Source organism: Acididesulfobacillus acetoxydans (genome assembly GCF_902729405.1).
GTDB classification, from domain to species: domain Bacteria; phylum Bacillota; class Desulfitobacteriia; order Desulfitobacteriales; family Desulfitobacteriaceae; genus Acididesulfobacillus; species Acididesulfobacillus acetoxydans.
This window is the reverse complement of the sequence record NZ_LR746496.1, coordinates 4,501,697-4,520,225: the sequence shown is the minus strand read 5'-3', so window position 1 is coordinate 4,520,225 and position 18,529 is coordinate 4,501,697. Positions and strand designations below refer to the sequence as shown.

Below are 18,529 nucleotides of genomic sequence, written 5' to 3'. Positions count from 1 at the left end.
GTCGAAGCGGGGCTGGAAAACGCGGGTATGGAGATCGTAAGGCGGCGGGAGGATTCCGGTTGGGTCCTTTTCCAAGCGAGGTGGGCCGATGTTGCATCGGTTTAAGATTACGGAAATGGGAAACCGGGCCTTCTGGCTCAGGGGAAAGGAACGCGAGCATTTGGTCCGGGTCTTGCGTTTAGGACCGGGAGACCGGCTCATCGGTTTTGACAACAGTGGCGGCGAATGGCTGGCGGAAGTGGCGGAGATTGCGGAGGAAAGCGTGACCTGTGTGATTGTGGCCGAAAGCCGGCCCGACGTCGAAGCCCACCGCGAAGTCGTGCTGGCGGCGGGGTTGACAAAAGGCGAAAAATTAGAATGGGTGATCCAAAAGGGGACGGAGCTCGGCATGAGGAGTTTTATCCCCTTGCGGACGAAACGTTCCGTTTTGCGGCTGGAGGGCGGCAAAGCTCGGGAACGGGTGGAGCGCTGGCAGAAAATCGCGGCGGAGGCGGCCAAACAGTCGGGTCGGGTACAAGAACCGCGGGTCCGCGCGGTGAGCGATTGGGCGGAACTTCCTGAGTCCCTGCCCCGGGGGTGTCAATGCCTTATTCCGTACGAAGCCGAAAGAGTTCGGGGGCTGAAATCCGTTTTAAACACGCTGGAGCGGGGACGGTCCGTTGTTTTGCTGATCGGACCCGAGGGAGGCTTCGACCCGGCGGAAGTGGCCTGGGCGGAAGATCACCTCCAAGCGATCCGGGTCAGTTTGGGGCCCAGAATTCTGCGGGCGGAAACGGCGGCCCTCGCTGCCTTGACTATGGTGCTGGCAGATAGCGGGGATTTGGGGTAGACCCCTGTACCTCAACAGTCAGATTACAGCGAGGGACGGCGACCGGATCAGGATGGCCAAAAGACTTAGCCGGGGTGAGAAGAATATATGCGTTACGGCGAGGGTGAGCGCGAATCTTATGTCTCCGACAATTACATAATAAAACCTGAAGGGACCCGCACGGTTCGTCTGGTAACTCTGGGCTGCAAAGTGAACCAGACCGAAAGCGAGGCAGTCGCTCAGATTTTCCGGGACGCGGGTTATCAGGTCCGGCGGGAGGACGGGCCGGCCGAAGTGGTCGTGATCAATACCTGCACGGTCACGAACAGCGGCGACAGCAAATCCCGCCAGACGATCAGGCGCATGATTAAAGCCTACCCGGGGAGCTTTGTCATCGTCATGGGCTGTTATGCTCAAACTTCCCCGGGAGAGGTCTTAAAGATTGAGGGAGTGGACCTGGTCGTAGGGACTCAGGATCGGGGGCGGATCCTCGAACTGATGGAGGCTGTCCGGGCCGCCCGGAAGCCGCGGAGCGCCGTGCACGATATAGGGAGCGCCAAAGATTTCGAAGAACTGCCGCTGCTTGAAGGCGAAAGCCGCACCAGAGCCACCCTCAAAATCGAAGACGGGTGCAATCAATTCTGTACCTACTGTATCATTCCGTATGCCCGCGGTCCGGTGCGCAGCCGCCGCCCGGAAAACGTCTTAGCGGAGGCCCGCAAACTGGTGTCGGCCGGATACAAAGAGATCGTTGTGACCGGAATCCACACCGGTGCCTATGGCCGGGATTTGACGGAGAATTGGGATCTGGCGCGCTTGGTTGAGGGTCTTGGCGAGATCCCCGGACTCAGACGCCTGCGTCTAAGCTCGATTGAGCCCGTGGAATTCACGTCCGGCCTGATCGAGACCATCCGGGAGAGTAAGGTCGTCTGCCGCCATTTACACATCCCTTTGCAAAGCGGGAGTGAAACGGTCCTGCGGCGCATGCACCGCCCCTACACCCCGGCGGACTACAAAAGGTTATTGGAGAGATTGCGGGAGGCGATGCCCGGTCTGGCGATCACGACGGATGTAATCGTCGGTTTTCCGGGCGAAACCGAAGAAGACTGGCAAGAGGCCCTGACCTTTGTGGAAAGCTGCGGCTTTGCGGGAATTCACGTGTTTCCGTACTCCAGGCGCGAGGGCACGCCGGCCGCCCGTTACCCGGGGCAGATCAGTCATCGTGTCAAGCAACGGCGGGCACGGGAGATGCTGGCCTTGGCCCGTGCCGGGCGGGAGCGCTACAAACGCGCTTTTGTCGGGAAAACGGTGGAAGTTTTGCTGGAGACGGTGGATGCGGACGGCTCGGCTTTCGGGCACAGCGGGAATTATCTCGGTGTCCGTTTGCCGCCGGTCCCCGCAGGTGGTTCCCGCCGTTTCCCGGGGATGCCGGTTGAGGTGGCGTTAGCCGAGGAGAACCTCGACTTGGACGGGTCTGGAGAATACCTCGATTTGGACGGGTGTGAGGAAAACTCGGCAGGCTCGGCAGGTGCCGGGATCGCCCGAGTGAGCGCTCCCGGCTGAATGAGCGATCGGCTGAATGAGAGCAGCCGCAAGTTTTCTTATCCCACGGAAGACTTTGTTTAGACTTATGTTTTCTGATGAGGAAGTAAAAGTCGAGGGGGTTCGTTTTATGTCAGATTGTCTCTTCTGTAAAATCGCCCAAAAGGAAATTCCCAGTAAAATTGTTTACGAGGACGCGCAGATCATGGCTTTTGCCGATATTAACCCGGTGGCACCCGTTCATATCCTTTTGATTCCCAAAAAGCATTTGCTCAGCGTCAACGATATAATGGAGGAAGATGAGGCTCTGATTGGCCGCATTTTCGCTGCGATCAAAGAGTTGGCACGCAAGCTGGAAATTGCCGAATCGGGTTATCGGGTGGTGACAAATACGGGTACAGACGGGGGTCAGGTGGTCGGACATCTTCATTTTCACCTCATCGGCGGCAGGGCCTTGCGGGCCGGCTTAGGCTGAAAAGTGGCTGGGGGTGCTGTGCCTATCAATATCAATGGGCATACCCCGGCCCTGTCACAGGCCTTTGGTCACGGGCCCTCGACTTGACTCGCCTAGGTTCATCCAGTATAATCAGATAGTGTACTTTGATGATCCAGTGGAGGGAGGGATATAAATGAGTGAAATCAAAGTTGGTAAAAACGAATCCCTAGATAGTGCACTCCGCCGGTTCAAGCGTACCTGTCAGCGTTCCGGAGTTTTATCTGAAGTCCGCAAACATGAACATTATGAAAAACCCAGCGTACGGAAGAAAAAGAAGTCCGAAGCCGCGCGCAAACGCAAGTTTAAGTAAGGAGTGGCTCAGTTGTCCCTGAAGGATCGCCTTGTTGAGGATATGAAGGCTGCCATGAAGGCCAAAGAGGAGGGGAAGGTTAGGCTTTCCGTTATCCGCATGGCCAGGGCCGCCATAAAGAATGCTGAGATAGATAAGAGACAAGATTTTAACGATGCCCAGGTCACCGAAGTCCTGGCGCGAGAGGTCAAGATGCGTCGTGACTCCTTGACAGAGTTTGCTAAAGCGGGTCGCCCCGAAGCGGTTAAGAGCTTGGAGAAGGAAATCGCCATTCTGATGGAATACCTTCCTCAACAGCTTTCCGCAGGGGAGATACGTGAGCTGGCTCAGGCTGTCATCGCCGAGGTGGGGGCCGGGAGTGCCAAGGATTTGGGCAAGGTTATGGGGGCCTTGACCCCTAAGACCAAGGGGCGTGCGGACGGCAGACTGGTTAACCAGATCGTGCGCGAACTCCTGGACGCCTGAAAGAACCATACATGAGCGAGAAACCCGGTCTTTTTCAGGCCGGGTTTTTCTTACCTATGAAACGATAGTTTTTCCAAGGATAAGAAGACTTACGTCAGCCGCCATCGCTAACGCTTGCCCCCATTGGGGACAAGGGCGGCTATATCGTTTCGCTCTGTTGAACGGACAGTTTATGAATGTTCCTTTGTCGTATCAGACAGTCCGGCTTTTCCGTGAGAGCCCGCTCTGATCTCCGGCCTCTGGTCTCCGGCCTCTGATCTCTGGCCTCTGATCTCTGGTACGGCTTGTATATTCTGTTCTTCTCCCTCATAAACATCTAGAAGGGCCTGGCCCAGGGGCCTGTTCGGCTTGTTCTGGAGTCAAGGCCGCCATAAGGGAGGGATGAAGGTGTTTGGCAAGCTGCAAAAGACCATGGGTGAAGTTTTGGAACTTCCTCCCGATGTGATGGGAGACGGACCCAAGATAACGGTCACGGGGCGGAAACAAGTCTATATCGAAAATTATAAGGAAATTGTGACGTTCTCAGGCGAGAAGATTTCCCTGGCCACGAGTGAAGGGGAACTTTATGTGACGGGGAAAGCCCTGGTTTTGAAAACGGTACTGCCTGCGGAGCTCCAGATCGAAGGCGAATTTATTTCCCTCGGCTACCTCTCGGACAAGGGAGGGGAATGAAATGTTCGCTCGCCTTACGGCATTTTGGCGGGGACGAGTGCACTTCGCGGTTAGGTGCGGAAATCCCGCGGCTTTTATTAACGCGACTTTGCAAGATGGAATTACCCTGTTCCATATGCAAAAGGCGAAATACGGCTTACGGGCCCAGGTGTCTCTGCAAGATTTCCCGCGGCTGCGGCGGGCGGCCCGGCGTGCCCGGGCGCAGGTAAAGATTACCGCCCGTTACGGCTGGCCGTTTATCGCCGCGCGTTGGCGGAGGCGCAAAGGACTGCTGGTCGGGTTGGTGCTGGTCGCGGTGGCTCTCAGTATTCTCTCCCAGTTGGTCCTCTTTATTTCGGTTAACGGCAATAAAAAGATCAGCAGTGCGGAACTCCTACAGAAAGCTCAATCCTTAGGGCTCAAGTCTTGGGTGTGGCACAAGAACCTGGACCTGGACCGGATCGCCACGGGCTTGGAGGATAGTTTCCCGGATTTGGCCTGGGTGGGTATTGACCGGAACGGTACCCATGTACAAATTAACGTTGCGGAAAAAATTCGTCCCAAAGCCCCGGCCGAGGAAGGAAACCTGGTCGCCGCCCGGGCGGGCGTGGTCGAGCAGGTTATCGTCATTCAGGGAGTGGCCCAGGTGCACGAAGGGGAGACGGTGCGGGCGGGGCAGGTCTTAATTGCCAAAGCGCCTCCGGCAAGTCCCTTGGCCAAAGCTGGGACGGCTCCGCCGCCGGCGCGGGCCAAGGGTTTCGTGCGGGGACGGGTTTGGTACAGTGCGGAAGCGACTGTGCCCCTGAAAGAAGACAAGGTCGCGGCTACAGGAAGAGTCGGCACGGGCTGGGGTATAAAAATCGGGCCGAGAGTCATAATGGTAACGACACCGGAATCGCCTTATCCCTTGGTACGAAAAGATGTTATAGCCAGGCCCCTTCTGACCTGGAGGAATTGGCGCTTTCCTGTCGAAGTTATTATGGTCCGCTATCAAGAGTTGCAACAGGTTCATCTGACCCATTCGCCCGAGGAAGCGCGCCGGCTGGCGGAAGAACGGGCGCGAGCGGAGGTTCAAAGTAAAATTACACCCGGCGCCACGCCTTTGGCGGAGAAGGTCCTGGTTATGCCCGGCCCGGATACGGCCGTGAGGGTGAGGGTTGAAGAGGAAACATTTGAGGATTTGGCCGTATATGCAAATGCGAACGGAGGCGAATAGCTAACGGAGGCCAGGTTATTCTTGCGCGATGCCAATGAAGCCATGAACTTGCTGGGCTTGGAAGACAGCCACTTGCGCCTGTTGGAAGAGCGCCTGGGCGCGAAATGTGTCCTGCGGGGCGAAGAGATGGTTATTTCAGGTGAGAAGGAAGAAGTTGAACAGACGGAGGCGGTTGCTCAGGAGCTTCTGCTCACGGTTCGGCAAGGACACTGCCTGACACCGGCAGACGTTTCTTATATCATTACGCAAGTCCAAGAGGGACAGGAGGGCGGCATGGCCGACGCCCTGACCAGAGTGGTGGCCATGACCCACCGCGGGCGTCCCATTAAAGCGAAGACTCTTGGTCAGGCGGAGTATCTGAAAGCGCTCGAGAAAAGCACGGTTGTTTTCGGCATAGGCCCGGCGGGCACGGGGAAGACGTACCTGGCGGTCGTCATGGCGGTCAGAGCCTTGCGGGCCAAAAATGTGAACCGGATTGTCTTGACCCGTCCGGCCGTGGAGGCGGGTGAGAAGCTGGGTTTCTTGCCCGGGGACGTGCAGGAAAAGGTGGATCCTTACCTCAGACCTTTGTACGACGCGCTCTACGATTTGCTGGGGGTGGAGACGGCCCAGCGCTATGTGGAGAAAGAAATCATAGAGATCGCCCCTTTGGCTTATATGCGCGGGAGGACGTTAGACGATTCTTTTATCATTCTGGACGAGGCGCAAAATACGACGCCGGAGCAGATGAAGATGTTCCTGACCCGTCTGGGCTACAGTTCTCAGGCTGTGGTGACAGGCGACGTGACTCAGGTTGATTTGCCGCGTGGGCATTATTCCGGTTTGGTTGAAGTTCAGCATATCTTGCACGGTATTCCCGGCATCGTGTTTCACTACTTCACGGCCGCGGATGTCGTGCGCAATCCGCTTGTACAGAAAATCATTCAGGCTTATGAGCGCGAAGCCGACCGGACCGGCCAAAAGGAAGGATCTTTTTGAAACCAGTGTGGAGGCCTCCGGCCTTTTTGGATAAGTTTGTTCCCAACACCCTGTGGCGGCGTGTGATCGCTTTGGCGGTGTATTTCCTGGTGTTCACGTTCTTGCTCTCTTCGGGGCTTTTTGTGACCAAAGTTAATATTAAGGTCGGCGAACCGAGTCCGGCTACTATTTCAGCCCCTTGGGCCATGGACGTGAAAGATATGGAGCGCTTCCGCCAGGATCAGGCGGCGGCGGAAAAGGCGACTCCTCCCGTCTACAAACCGGATGACAGCTATTTGAGCGGGCTGGCCAACGACTTGGACCAATCATTCAGCGCCCTGCGCTCGGCGGTTGCTTCCGGGACGGATTCCGCGGCTAAAGCCGCGCATTTGCGCCAAACGTCGCCGTTCACCGCTCTGCCCGAGGGAGTGTTGGTGACCTTGGTCAGTACCAAGGCCGACAGCTCGAACGCTACGGAGCAGACGGCCAATCAAATCATCTTGGGCGATGCCCGCGATCTCCAATACGGCGCCCGCACGGAGGCCGACGTCGCGCCCCTGCGTGACCGGATGAAGCAGGACATCAACCGGAGTGCGCTGTCAGACGAAATGAAGGTGTTTCTCCAGGCCTTTGTCGATTACAGGGTGACCCAGCCGACCTTGGTGAAAGACAAAGAGGCGACGGCCCAGCTGGCTAAGGAAAACGCGGATAAAATCAATATCCAAAACTATACGGTGCACTACCAAGCGAACCAGAAAATAATCGGGGTTGGGGAAATTGTTGACAGCAAGGCTTTTCAGGTCTTGGAAGCCTATGGGTTCGTCAACAGCAATTCCGCCTTGCGCTTGGTCGGCGGGATCGCGGTTATCGTCTTATTGGGGATGGGGGCGCTCTTGGCTTTTGCTTATCAATACAAGCCTCAGATTTTCGCTTCCACACGTAAGCTTGTGCTCGTCGGTTTGACAATGGCTTTGGTTCTGTCCATCGCCAAGGGAATCAATGCTCTGAATTTAGGAGCCCAATATACTTCTCTGACCGGGTTCCTTATTCCGGTGGCCTGGGCCACCACAGCTGTGGCAATTCTGGCGGATGCCGAGCTGGGGGTGGTCGTGGCTCTGGTGCTAGCCGTGTTTGTGGCAGTCCTGGTAGACCCCCGTTTGGAGACAGCCGTGGGTCTTCAGGTGGGTTTAGTGGCCCTCTTCGGTGGAGTGACGGGTGTACACAGCGTATCCCGCTTGAGCCAGAGGTCGGATTTAGCGAGGGCGGGCCTGTTCGTATCGGCGGTCAATGTCCTGGTTGTGAGCGGAATCGACTTGATGTCGGGCGCACAACTGACCGTTTGGGCGGTGGGTCTGATTCTGGCAGTAGTGAACGGGATTGCTTCTTCCGTCTTAACAGTGGGGACCTTGCATTGGTTCGAATCCGGCTTTCAGATTACATCGGCGGTGAGGCTGCTGGAGCTTTCCAATCCGAACAGGCCGCTTCTGAAGAGGCTTCTGGTCGAAGCTCCCGGAACTTATCATCACAGTATCTTAGTGGGCAACCTGGCGGAGGCGGCGGCCGAAGAGATTCATGCCGATGCCACCCTGGTCCGGGTGGGTTCTATGTATCACGATATCGGAAAGTTAAAGCGACCTTACTTTTTTATCGAGAACCAATTTGCCCAGGACAATCCTCACGACAAGATTGCTCCCACCCTAAGTTCCTTGATCATAACCTCCCATGTGAAAGACGGTTTGGAACTGGCCAGGGAGGACAAGCTCCCCGAACCGGTGACGAACATTATCAGCCAGCATCATGGAGATTCCTTAGTCACCTTTTTTTATCACAAGGCACTTGAAGAGAACGAGGAAGTCCCCGAAGAGGCCTTCCGCTACGATGCACCCAGGCCCCAGAGCAAGGAGGCGGCTCTGGTCAGCCTGGCGGACAGTGTGGAGGCAGCGGTCCGTTCCCTGCGTCAGCCTACCCCCGGGAGGATAGAGGGGCTGGTCAGAAAGATCATTAAGGAGAAGTTCAATGACGATCAACTGGATCAATGCGACCTGACCTTCCGGGATCTTGACCGAATTGCCATGGCATTTGTACGGGTATTGAGCGGTATTTTTCACTCGCGGGTTGAGTACCCCGAATTACCTGCCGGTAAAAGCGGCTCTTCCGAGGGGGCGAAGCGGGCCAATCAGGCCACGAAACATGCCGAAAAGCCGCCTGCGGAGAAAGCGGCAGACAAGAGGACCGAGCAGACGCCGGAAGGCAAAGCCGGGGAGAAACCTGACGGGACGGCGGCGGATAAGCAGAGCGGAGGGCCCGCGGAGAAGATATCCCGCGCGGAAGAAAAACCGGCGGGGGCCGGGGAGCACTGTGAGTAAAGAGTGAGGACAGGACTTCAGAGTCAATGTGTGAAGGGCGGACGTTCGGGGGGGTTAGGCGAGTGGGGTCTGCAGGCAAGCAGGACGTGCGGGCCGGTGCGGGCGGGGTGTGTGAGCAGGCAGGATGTGCGGGTGAGTGGGGTATGCGTACCAAGTGACTCGGGCGTCAGCGCCGCTGAAACGTAAAGTGACTTTGGCCTTGGGGGCAGTGAATTCGAGCCCGGAGTTGCGTGTAATCAGGTGAAGCGGAGTGAAATAATATGCTGACTTTGGATATTCTCTGGGAAGAATCGTCTATTTCGGAACAAGCACGGGAGGAGTTGGGGCTCCGGATTGAACAGGGCATCCGGGCCGCTCTGCAAGCGGGGGCCGGGCCTGAGGAGGCGGAAATCAGCCTGACCCTCACGGATGACGCCGGGATCCGCGCGTTGAACCGAGAATACAGGCACCTTGACCGTCCTACGGATGTACTGTCTTTTGCCTTGCGGGAGCGGGACGATGAGGAGCCGGAAGTCTTGGACTTCGCAGATGAGATGCTGGGTGATATCGTAATCTCCGTCGAGCGCGCCCGGGCTCAGGCTGACGAATACGGACACCCTTTCCTGAGGGAGATCGTTTACCTGGCCGTGCATGGGACACTGCACCTTTTGGGATATGACCATGAGGAAAAGGCCGGGAAATCGGCCATGCGCGCCAAGGAAGAGGAAGCCATGGCCTTGCTGAATTTGAGCCGAAACTAGGTGAAGGGGCAGATGGCGGATGGAAAAGATCCACTACAGAGGTTTTTGGCGCAGCCTGAACCAGGCTTGGCGAGGTCTGCACTATGTTTGGAAAACAGAAGGACATATGCAGTTTCACGCCTTCGCCGGGGTCTTGGTTTTGGCAGGGGCTTGGTGGTTTAGATTGGCCCGCTGGGAGTGGCTGTTGCTGTTCTACGCCATCGGCTCCGTGTTCTTGAGCGAAGTTTTGAACACGGCGGTTGAACTGGTTGTGGATTTAGTTCAGCCGAACTTTCACCCTTTGGCCGGTATGGCTAAAGATGTGGCTGCCGGCGCGGTACTGGTTACGGTCATTCAGGCTGTGATTATCGGCATCGGGCTTTTTTGGCTCCCAATGTGGCGTTGGATCGGAGGATAAGTGCTCGGCGGGCCGGTGCAACGGATCGGAGGATAGAGAACCATGTGTAAGGAAGTGGCTTTTGGGGAAGGATCTCTGGCGAAAGAAGAGATCGAAGAATTGATTCGGGAGGCTCAAAAGGCTTATCAGAGGTCCTACGTGCCTTATTCGCACTATCCGGTGGGGGCGGCGGCCCTTTTTTCAGAGATTTTTGCCGGCTGTAATGTGGAGAATGCCAGTTTTGGGCTCACCCTTTGCGCGGAACGCAATGCCATTTTCCAGGGAATTGCGGCCGGGGAACGCTCTTTGCGGGCTGTGGCCGTGGCCGTCCCGGGGGACGCGTTTCCGTCACCCTGCGGAGCCTGCAGACAGGTTATGCGGGAATTTGCCGAAGATTGCCCGATTATTTTAATTAACGGCCAAGGGAAAACGAAATATACTTCTTTAAAGGAGCTTTTACCGGAGTCATTTGGGCCGGACTTTCTTTAGCCGGAAATTCGACCCCGGATCTCCGGCCTCCGCTTTGTAAGGTGGGATTTTATTTGCAAACTTCGCCAAAAAATCAAGAGTTTCATTCAGGTTTTGTCACTGTGATCGGCCGGCCAAACGCCGGCAAGTCTACGCTTCTCAATCACCTCCTGGGTCAGAAAGTCCTCATTATGTCTGAGAAACCGCAGACGACGCGCAACCGGATTCAGTGTATCGTTACGGAAGAGAGCGGCCAGATTGTATTTCTGGACACGCCCGGAATTCACAAACCGAAGCATAAGTTGGGTGAATATATGCTGGGGGCAGCCAAAGAATCGCTGACGGATGCGGATATCATCCTCTATATGGTGGATGCGGCTGTCGAATATGGCGGCGGAGAGGAGTACGTGCTGGGGCTCATTCGCGGGACGCATACTCCCTGCATCCTGGCCCTGAATAAAGTGGACTTATTGAAGCGAGAACGCCTCATGCAGCAGGTTCGCAAGTATTCTGCCCTGATGGATTTCCTGGCGGTGGTTCCGGTTTCCGCACTCACCGGGGAAAATACGGATGAACTTTTGCGGGTTATCCTCGATGCTCTTCCCCCCGGTCCGAAATACTACCCGGAGGATGAGGTCACAGATCAGCCAGAGAGGTTTATTATTGCCGAACTCATCCGAGAGAAGGTTTTGCAGCTGACGCGCGACGAGGTGCCCCACTCTATTGCGGTTATGGTGGATGAGATCGAGGAGAAGCAGAGCCTGACCAAGATCCGGGCCACCATCATGGTGGAAAGGGATTCCCAAAAAGGGATCATTATCGGTCAGGGAGGCAGGCTGCTCAAAGAAATCGGGAGTTTGGCGAGGCGTGATGTTGAGATACTGCTGGACGGTAAGGTGTTTCTGGAACTCTGGGTCAAGGTGAAAAAGGATTGGCGCAATCGTCCCGATACTCTCAGTCGGCTGGGCTATGATTGACCGCGGAAATTAGTCAACGGAGAACCAGAGTGAACGGGAGACAAAATTGCTGGTCATAGGAAATGGACCTGTTCTTGTATGAACGGAGAACCCGGGTGAACGGTGAATATGAGGAGGAAGAAGAATGAATTTGGCGGATCGAATTGAACATACTCTTTTGAAAGCGGAGGCGACGGAGAGGGATGTTGTAAACCTCTGCCATGAGGCAAAAAACTATAAATTTCAAGCCGTGTGCGTTAATCCGACCTATGTGCAGACGGCGGCCAAGCTCCTGCACGGCACGGGAGTCGGGGTGGTGGCGGTCCTGGGTTTTCCATTGGGAGCCACGTGTACCGAGGTAAAAGTGCAGGAGGCCTTTATTGCCAAAGCCCATGGGGCCAGAGAAGTGGACATGGTCATGAACCTGGGTTGGGCCAAGTCCGGCAATTGGGCGGCGGTTGAACGCGATATCACCCGGGTGGTGGAAGCAGCCCACAGCTGCGGCTTGGCAATTAAAGTGATCATAGAAACAGCCTCTCTCGGCGAAGAGGAAAAGGAGAAGGCCGCCCACATTGTGAAGCGCGCGGGGGCCGATTTTATCAAGACGTCGACCGGATTTGGCGCGGGCGGAGCCACGGTGGAAGATGTCCGCAAGCTCAAGGCCTGGGTCGGGCCGGACGTTAAAGTGAAGGCCTCAGGCGGGATTCGCACCCGGGAATTTGCCGAGGAACTGGCGGCGGCGGGGGCGGATCGTCTCGGCACCAGTTCCGGGCCGGCCCTAGTGCAGTGAAAGGTGTGGCGCTCATATTATTAAACTGAAGTCTGGGTAGGCGTAGTAAGCTGATGCATACTGGATGCTCATATTATTAAACTGAAGTCTGGGCAGGCTTATTAGGATCTTGTTAGAGGTTTACATTTGATACTGAAGCTGGGGTGCTCACATAAACCCTGAAACCAGGATGCTCATATTATTAAACTGGAGTCTGGGTAGGCTTATTAGGATCTTGTTAGAGGTTTACATTTGATACTGAAGCTGGGGTGCTCACATAAACCCTGAAACCAGGATGCTCATATTATTAAACTGAAGTCTGGGCAGGCGTATTAGGATCTTATTAGAGGGTTACATTTGATACTGAAGCTGGGGTGAGTACTGCAAGATCTAGCATAGGTTTGCATACAAAGTCGGCCCGCAAGAAAGACTAAGAAGGGTCGTGGGGAGCGTGTCCGTTTATCAGGCGGATGCTATTGTGATTCGCAGCCGGGAGTATGGTGAATCGGATCGGCTGCTCACTCTGTTTTCTCGGGAACAGGGGAAACTTCAGGCGATAGCCAAGGGGGTAAGGAAGCCGAAGAGCCGTCAGCGCGCGGGGGCTCAGCTTTTCACTTATGCGGATTACCTGCTTCATAAGGGGCATACGCTGGACACGGTTAACGAAGCCAGTCCGCGCGAAAGCTTTCCTCATCTGTGGAATGACTTCGAACGGAGTTTGGCCGCGACAGGCATGGCGGAGCTTTTGGATGTGGCGACCCTCCCCGGACAGCCCCATCCGGAATTATTCACCCTCACTCTGACCGGTTTTTTCCTTCTGGAACATTACTCTCCTTTTCTCATCCAAGGTGCCTATGCACTGCGACTTCTGCATATTCTCGGTTATCATCCGCGTCTGGAAAACTGCGCCGAATGCGGGGCAAAAGTCGAAGGCAGCCGTATCTTCTTTAGCCCGGCTGCGGGAGGCATTGTCTGTTCACATTGCCGGGGTGCGTATTCCGGGCGCTGGGTGGCCGCGGGCAGCCTCGCCTTTATGAGGCAGCTTCTCTACCGGGACATGGATAAACTCGATCGCCTACGCTGGAATTCCTCTTTGCGTGACGAGGTCCTGGCCGCCACGGAATTTTATTGTGAGCAGAAGTTTGAGCGCAGGCTGCGGTCTTGGCAGATGAGGAACCTGGGCTGCGGCAGGGAGAGCGACTACGGCAGCGAGAGCGATAAGCAGCACTAAGGCGCGAAAGAAGGGCGGGACAATGAGCGAAAAGCTGTGGACAGAATTAGAAAAGATCGATATTCTCCGGGAACGCATGGGTTTGAACTATGAGCAAGCCAGAACGGCCCTGGCTGAGGCCGGGGGGGATGTCGTCAAAGCCCTGGCCTTAGTGGAAAGGGGCGAGAACAACGTGACGGAGGATATGGAGCGTGACAACGGTGAAATGTGGACAGGACTAAAGCATAAATTCAAACAGTTGAGGCAGGCCAGGCTCAACGTCAAGCACGACGAGAAGACGGTCTTCAGTGTATCCGCGCCGGTGGGTTTACTTCTGGCCTACGGTGTGCTGAGGCGTCCGGGCCTGAGGATGCTGGGAGTTGCCGGGTTGGCAGTGGCGGCTTTCCGGCACTATTCCCTGGAGATGGACCCGGCCGGGGAACAGCGGAGGGAGGGCTCCGACGACTGGGAGCGGGCGGAACTCAGAGTCTAGGCTGCCCGGCCAAAGGGAAGCCGATCGCGACTTATGGGCCAATCGACAGGCGGCTTGCGATTCTGCGGACAAATCGTCCGGCAGATCGTGACTCAGCGGGCAAATTTACCGGGGCTCGCGCCCCACAAAAATTGACAGGCGGCTCCGGACCCATTATAATGTTTGTAAGTTTTTAAACTGCATTTGCACGCGGTGATGAGACGGAAAACCGTGGATTGTCCGAGAGAGAGTCCGGGAGGGTGGAAGCCGGACGGAAGAAGCGGTTGGGGCAGCTCAGAGCGTCGGTCAATGAAGGTGGGTCCTTTTGGGGACCAAACAGGGTGGAACCGCGGGAGTGAACTCCCGTCCCTGCAGCTTGGACTGCGGGGGCGGGAGCTTTTGCTTTCTTATCATGGCGAGTATTATTTGAGGGGGTCAACGTCCGTGAAATTTCAAGACATCATTCTTACCTTGAACCAATTTTGGGGCGAACAGGGCTGTATCATTGCTCAGCCCTATGACGTGGAAAAAGGCGCCGGCACCATGAACCCGGCTACCTTTCTGCGCGCTCTCGGCCCCGAACCGTGGCATGTCGCTTACGTGGAACCTTCCCGCCGGCCCACGGACGGGCGCTACGGGGAAAATCCCAACCGGCTGCAGCATTATTTCCAATACCAGGTGATTCTAAAACCGTCGCCCGACAATGTCCAGGATCTCTACCTGGCGAGCCTTGAGCGTCTTGGCATTCAAGCCAAGGAGCACGACATCCGCTTTGTGGAAGACAACTGGGAAGCTCCTACTTTGGGGGCTTGGGGCTTGGGCTGGGAAGTCTGGCTGGACGGGATGGAAGTGACTCAGTTCACCTATTTTCAGCAATGCGGGGGAATTGATTGCAAGCCGGTCAGTGCTGAAATAACCTACGGTCTGGAACGCCTGGCCATGTTTATTCAAAACAAGGAGAGCGTTTATGACATCGAGTGGGTGGGAGATGTCAGTTACGGAGACATTTACCTGCAGAACGAGATTGACTACTCCCATTATAATTTTGAAGTGGCGGACACGGCTGCTCTGCAGACATGGTTTGACATGTATGAAAAAGAAGCCGCTCAGACGGTGGAACGCGGTCTCGTGGTGCCGGCCTATGACTATGTCTTGAAATGTTCGCACGCGTTTAATCTGCTGGATGCCCGGGGCGCCGTCAGTGTCACGGAACGCACGGCTTATATCGGCAGGGTGCGGGCTTTGGCCCGCCGGTGCGCGGCGGCTTATGTTGAACAAAGGGAGAGGTTGGGTTACCCCCTGCTCAAACAGGGGCGGGGAACATTCAGAAGTGAAGCTTAATCTGAAATCAGCGAAATCCGTATTAGGAAGCGCTGAGCCTTTAACGAATGCTATCGCGCTGAAGGCGTCATTGTCCGGTGGACAATGACGGCCGAAGGCCGGGTTTGCCCCCACCGAAGCGGGGTACGTGGGATCCACTTCCACTTGTAGAAGTGGGAGCCTTACGCTTTGGATAAATGCCCGGGAAACGGGCGTTGGACCGCAATATTCTGGAGGATTTTTGGAGGGTTGAAAGAAATGGCGAGGGATTTTGTGTTAGAAATCGGGACAGAGGAAATTCCGGCTAAGTTCGCGCCGGATGCCCTGGTGCAGCTGGCGGATCAAGCCCGGCAGAAGCTCGGGGATTTGAGGTTGGCCTTTCGTGAGCTGAAGACCTATTCCACCCCGCGGCGCTTGGCCCTGGTGCTGAAGGACTTGGAGGAAAAGCAGGAGGATTTGCAGGCACTGGTCAAAGGGCCCGCGCTTAAGTCCGCCTATGATGCCGGGGGAAAACCCACGAAGGCGGCCCAAGGGTTTGCCCGCGCTCAGGGGGTGAGGGTGGAAGATCTGTTTGTTCGGGAAGTTAACGGAGCTTCGTATGTTTTTGCCCGCAAAGCTGAGGCGGGACGGCCGACGCTGGAGATCCTGCCCACACTCTGCCCCGACCTCATTATCGGTTTGCGTTTTCCCAAACCCATGCGCTGGGGTGATTCCGATTTTCGCTTTGCCCGTCCTATCCGTTGGCTGATGGCTCTTTACGGCTCGGAGGTGGTTCCCTTTGAATTAGTGGGTTTGGTCTCGGGACGGTTCTCCCGCGGACACCGGACCTTGAGCGACCATCCCGTCGAACTGGTTTCAGCCGGGGATTATCCGGAAGTATTGAGGAAGGCCTTTGTCCTGGCGGACCCGGAGGAACGGGGCCGGGTGATCCGGGACCAGATTCGGGATTTGGCGGCCGCGTGCGGAGGAAAGGCGGAAGAGGATGAAGAACTCCTCACAGAAGTGGTAAATTTGGTCGAATATCCCACCGCTCTGCGCGGAGAAGTAGCTCAGCGTTATATGCACCTGCCGGAAGCGGTGATTACGACACCGATGCGTGAACATCAGCGCTATTTTCCGGTTCATGCCGCTGATGGGTCGTTACTTTCGTACTTTATCACAGTCCGCGACGGGGACGATTATGCTTTGACCACTGTGCGGCAAGGTAACGAAAAAGTGCTGAAAGCCCGCCTGGAGGATGCCGCCTTCTATTACCGGGAAGACCGAAAGATTCCCCTGGCTGATCATGTACCAAAACTGGAAAAAGTGGTCTACCATGAAAAGCTGGGCACGGTGAGAGAACGGGTGGAACGACTGCGGGTTTTGGCACGGTTCACGGGGGGAAAACTGGGCTTGGGCGGAGAGAATACGGAAATCATCGACCGGACGGCTTATCTTGCCAAAGCGGATCTGGTGACTCTTATGGTCTATGATTTCCCTGAACTGCAGGGGGTTATGGGGGCGGACTACGCGGCCGCCAGCGGGGAAAAGGCCGAGGTCTGCCAAGGGATTGCGGAACACTACCAACCGCGTTTCGCCGGGGATGTGTTGCCGGCGTCCGCGGCGGGGCGGGTGGTGAGCCTGGCCGACAAACTCGACGCCATCGTGGGGGCTTTCGCCATAGGCATTCAGCCGACGGGTTCCCAGGACCCGTATGCCCTGCGGCGCCAAGCGCAAGGAATTGTGGGCATCCTGTTGGATGCGGAGTGGGATCTGTCCCTAAGCGAATTGTGTGAACAGGCTTACCGCGGTTTTGAGGCCCTGGACAGTGGGTTGCGGAAGGCTTTGCTGCCCCTGTCCGACATTTTGCCGGGTTTGCTGGAGTTCTTCCGCCAGCGTCTGCGTTTCTTGCTTCAGGAGGACGGCTTGCTTTATGATACTGTGGATGCGGTTATGGTCCGGGACGAGGGTTTCTTCTTCCGCACAGCGCGCAAAGCGAAAGAACTGGCAGCGAGGCGGCAAAGTGTGGGATTCGCTGCTTACACCCAAGCGTACACCCGTTGTCTTAACCTGAGCAAGAAAGAGAAACCTCAGGTTGCGGACGCCAAACGTTTGGTGGATCCGTCGGAGATTGCTTTGTCCGAGGGGATCGGAGTGCGCCGGGAGCGTTTTGACAATCTGGTGGAGGCGGAGAAATACGGTGCGGCTTATGAATTGGCCGCAGAGTTGGTGCCCATGATTGAAGCGTTGTTTGACGCCGTTATGATCATGGCTGAGGATGAAGATTTGAGGAAAGCCCGCTTGGCTTTGCTGGGGCAGTGCGTGGAAATGCTGGGCTGTCTGGGAGACCTGAGCCGGCTGACCGAAAAACCGGGGGCCTGAACGAAGCGGGAGGCTGAGGTAAAAACGGAGGCCTGAACGAAGCAGGAGGCTGAGGTAAAAACGGACGGCGGATTAGGAGCGGTTTGCGCGTTGAGGCGGCGGTCCGGGGCTTGAAGCGGAGACGGGTTTACAAGCGGCCGCGAGGAAGAAGGGATTAAAGGCTCACGCGAAAAAAGTTCGGCGGGTAAGCAGGAAAAAAGGAAATTATGTTGAATAATTAATGGGTATGGGCCATATAGTATGGCACATTGGGCCCGATCCGGGTACTGAGAGGCAGGGGTTGTGAAGCCGGCAAGAGGACCCGGTCATAAGAGATCAACAGGATGGAACGGGGCCGTTTTGTAGTTAGGGCAATGAGGATGTGAAATGGTTGGAATTGACGGAGCGCCAAGCGCATATCGTAGAAATTGTCAAGGAATCCAGTCCGATTACCGGGGAACAGATTGCGGCCCGTTTGGATTTGACACGTGCCACCTTGCGCCCCGATCTCACGATTTTAACCATGGCAGGGCTTTTGGAGGCCAGGCCGCGGGTCGGCTATTTTTACCGGGAAAGGCATGAGCCTTCAGCGGTGGCGGAGCGCTTGCGCCGGATTCGGGTGGGAGACTTCAAGTCCGTGCCTGCCGTTGTCCGAGAGAGCGTCAGTATTTACGAAGCGATTGTCGCCATGTTTACCCAAAACGTCGGCAGCCTTATTGTAGTTACGGAAGACCGGGTTTTGGCCGGGATGGTTTCCCGCAAGGACCTGCTCAAAGCCGCTCTGGGCAAAAACGACTTGCAGCAGGTACCGGTCGGAGTAATTATGACCCGTATGCCCAACATTTTCATGACAACTCCGGATGAGCCGGTGCTGGACGCGGCCAGGAAACTTGTACAGCATCAGGTTGACAGCCTGCCCGTGGTGGAGGGCTTCATCGATGAACAGGGTGACGAACGCTACGAGGTCGTGGGTCGTTTTACCAAGACCAATATTTCGAAGCTTTTTCTCGATATTGGGAAGGCATAATTCAGGGGCCGGAGGTCAGAAGCCGGAGGTCGGAATGAGG

The 18,529-nt window shown here is 56.1% G+C and carries 19 protein-coding genes; all 19 read left to right on the top strand.

The genetic code is table 11. From position 1 onward, the window contains the following. Positions 1 to 91 precede the first annotated feature (91 nt). A complete protein-coding gene (locus tag MNU25_RS20050; RefSeq protein ID WP_240986935.1) occupies positions 92 to 829 on the top strand; it encodes an RsmE family RNA methyltransferase in 738 nt (245 codons plus the stop codon). Between the two features lie 87 nt (positions 830 to 916). Continuing rightward, positions 917 to 2,371, top strand: a complete 1,455-nt coding sequence (gene mtaB, locus MNU25_RS20045) for a tRNA (N(6)-L-threonylcarbamoyladenosine(37)-C(2))-methylthiotransferase MtaB (RefSeq protein ID WP_240986669.1) — start codon at positions 917 to 919, stop codon at positions 2,369 to 2,371. A gap of 109 nt (positions 2,372 to 2,480) precedes the next feature. After that, on the top strand, positions 2,481 to 2,825 hold the full coding sequence (locus MNU25_RS20040) for a histidine triad nucleotide-binding protein (RefSeq protein ID WP_240986668.1): 345 nt from the start codon (positions 2,481 to 2,483) through the stop codon (positions 2,823 to 2,825). A 154-nt stretch (positions 2,826 to 2,979) separates the two neighbouring features. Further along, positions 2,980 to 3,156, top strand: a complete 177-nt coding sequence (gene rpsU, locus MNU25_RS20035) for a 30S ribosomal protein S21 (RefSeq protein WP_047830726.1) — start codon at positions 2,980 to 2,982, stop codon at positions 3,154 to 3,156. Positions 3,157 to 3,168: 12 nt separating this feature from the next. Then, positions 3,169 to 3,621, top strand: coding sequence for a GatB/YqeY domain-containing protein (locus MNU25_RS20030; RefSeq protein ID WP_240986667.1), 453 nt, complete (start codon positions 3,169 to 3,171; stop codon positions 3,619 to 3,621). 387 nt (positions 3,622 to 4,008) lie between these two features. Next, the gene (gene yqfC, locus MNU25_RS20025) at positions 4,009 to 4,293 is read left to right on the top strand and encodes a sporulation protein YqfC (RefSeq protein WP_240986666.1); all 285 of its coding nucleotides are present in this window, start codon (positions 4,009 to 4,011) and stop codon (positions 4,291 to 4,293) included. Between the two features lies 1 nt (position 4,294). Continuing rightward, positions 4,295 to 5,488 carry a sporulation protein YqfD gene (locus MNU25_RS20020; RefSeq protein WP_240986665.1) on the top strand — a complete coding sequence of 398 codons (1,194 nt, stop codon included), beginning with the start codon at positions 4,295 to 4,297 and terminating at the stop codon, positions 5,486 to 5,488. A 42-nt stretch (positions 5,489 to 5,530) separates the two neighbouring features. Next, positions 5,531 to 6,466, top strand: a complete 936-nt coding sequence (locus MNU25_RS20015) for a PhoH family protein (RefSeq protein WP_240986934.1) — start codon at positions 5,531 to 5,533, stop codon at positions 6,464 to 6,466. Positions 6,467 to 6,492: 26 nt separating this feature from the next. After that, positions 6,493 to 8,811: an HD family phosphohydrolase gene (locus tag MNU25_RS20010; protein WP_240986664.1), complete on the top strand. Its 2,319-nt coding sequence runs from the start codon at positions 6,493 to 6,495 to the stop codon at positions 8,809 to 8,811. A gap of 263 nt (positions 8,812 to 9,074) precedes the next feature. Continuing rightward, positions 9,075 to 9,551: an rRNA maturation RNase YbeY gene (gene ybeY, locus MNU25_RS20005; protein ID WP_240986933.1), complete on the top strand. Its 477-nt coding sequence runs from the start codon at positions 9,075 to 9,077 to the stop codon at positions 9,549 to 9,551. Positions 9,552 to 9,570: 19 nt separating this feature from the next. Continuing rightward, positions 9,571 to 9,948 carry a diacylglycerol kinase family protein gene (locus MNU25_RS20000; protein ID WP_240986663.1) on the top strand — a complete coding sequence of 126 codons (378 nt, stop codon included), beginning with the start codon at positions 9,571 to 9,573 and terminating at the stop codon, positions 9,946 to 9,948. A 42-nt stretch (positions 9,949 to 9,990) separates the two neighbouring features. After that, a complete protein-coding gene (cdd, locus tag MNU25_RS19995; RefSeq protein WP_240986662.1) occupies positions 9,991 to 10,416 on the top strand; it encodes a cytidine deaminase in 426 nt (141 codons plus the stop codon). Between the two features lie 53 nt (positions 10,417 to 10,469). After that, the gene (gene era / locus MNU25_RS19990) at positions 10,470 to 11,372 is read left to right on the top strand and encodes a GTPase Era (RefSeq protein WP_240986661.1); all 903 of its coding nucleotides are present in this window, start codon (positions 10,470 to 10,472) and stop codon (positions 11,370 to 11,372) included. A gap of 124 nt (positions 11,373 to 11,496) precedes the next feature. Beyond that, a complete protein-coding gene (deoC, locus tag MNU25_RS19985) occupies positions 11,497 to 12,141 on the top strand; it encodes a deoxyribose-phosphate aldolase (protein ID WP_240986660.1) in 645 nt (214 codons plus the stop codon). A 430-nt stretch (positions 12,142 to 12,571) separates the two neighbouring features. Continuing rightward, positions 12,572 to 13,351, top strand: a complete 780-nt coding sequence (gene recO / locus MNU25_RS19980; RefSeq protein WP_240986659.1) for a DNA repair protein RecO — start codon at positions 12,572 to 12,574, stop codon at positions 13,349 to 13,351. A gap of 22 nt (positions 13,352 to 13,373) precedes the next feature. Further along, positions 13,374 to 13,823, top strand: coding sequence for a UBA domain-containing protein (locus MNU25_RS19975; protein WP_240986658.1), 450 nt, complete (start codon positions 13,374 to 13,376; stop codon positions 13,821 to 13,823). Positions 13,824 to 14,246: 423 nt separating this feature from the next. Beyond that, complete coding sequence (gene glyQ / locus MNU25_RS19970) at positions 14,247 to 15,143, top strand: glycine--tRNA ligase subunit alpha (RefSeq protein WP_240986657.1); 897 nt, start codon at positions 14,247 to 14,249, stop codon at positions 15,141 to 15,143. A 237-nt stretch (positions 15,144 to 15,380) separates the two neighbouring features. Next, positions 15,381 to 17,483 (top strand): glycine--tRNA ligase subunit beta, encoded by a 2,103-nt coding sequence (gene glyS, locus MNU25_RS19965; protein WP_240986656.1) that lies wholly within the window; start codon positions 15,381 to 15,383, stop codon positions 17,481 to 17,483. 370 nt (positions 17,484 to 17,853) lie between these two features. Then, positions 17,854 to 18,489 (top strand): transcriptional regulator CcpN, encoded by a 636-nt coding sequence (ccpN, locus tag MNU25_RS19960; RefSeq protein WP_277350705.1) that lies wholly within the window; start codon positions 17,854 to 17,856, stop codon positions 18,487 to 18,489. Positions 18,490 to 18,529 lie beyond the last annotated feature (40 nt).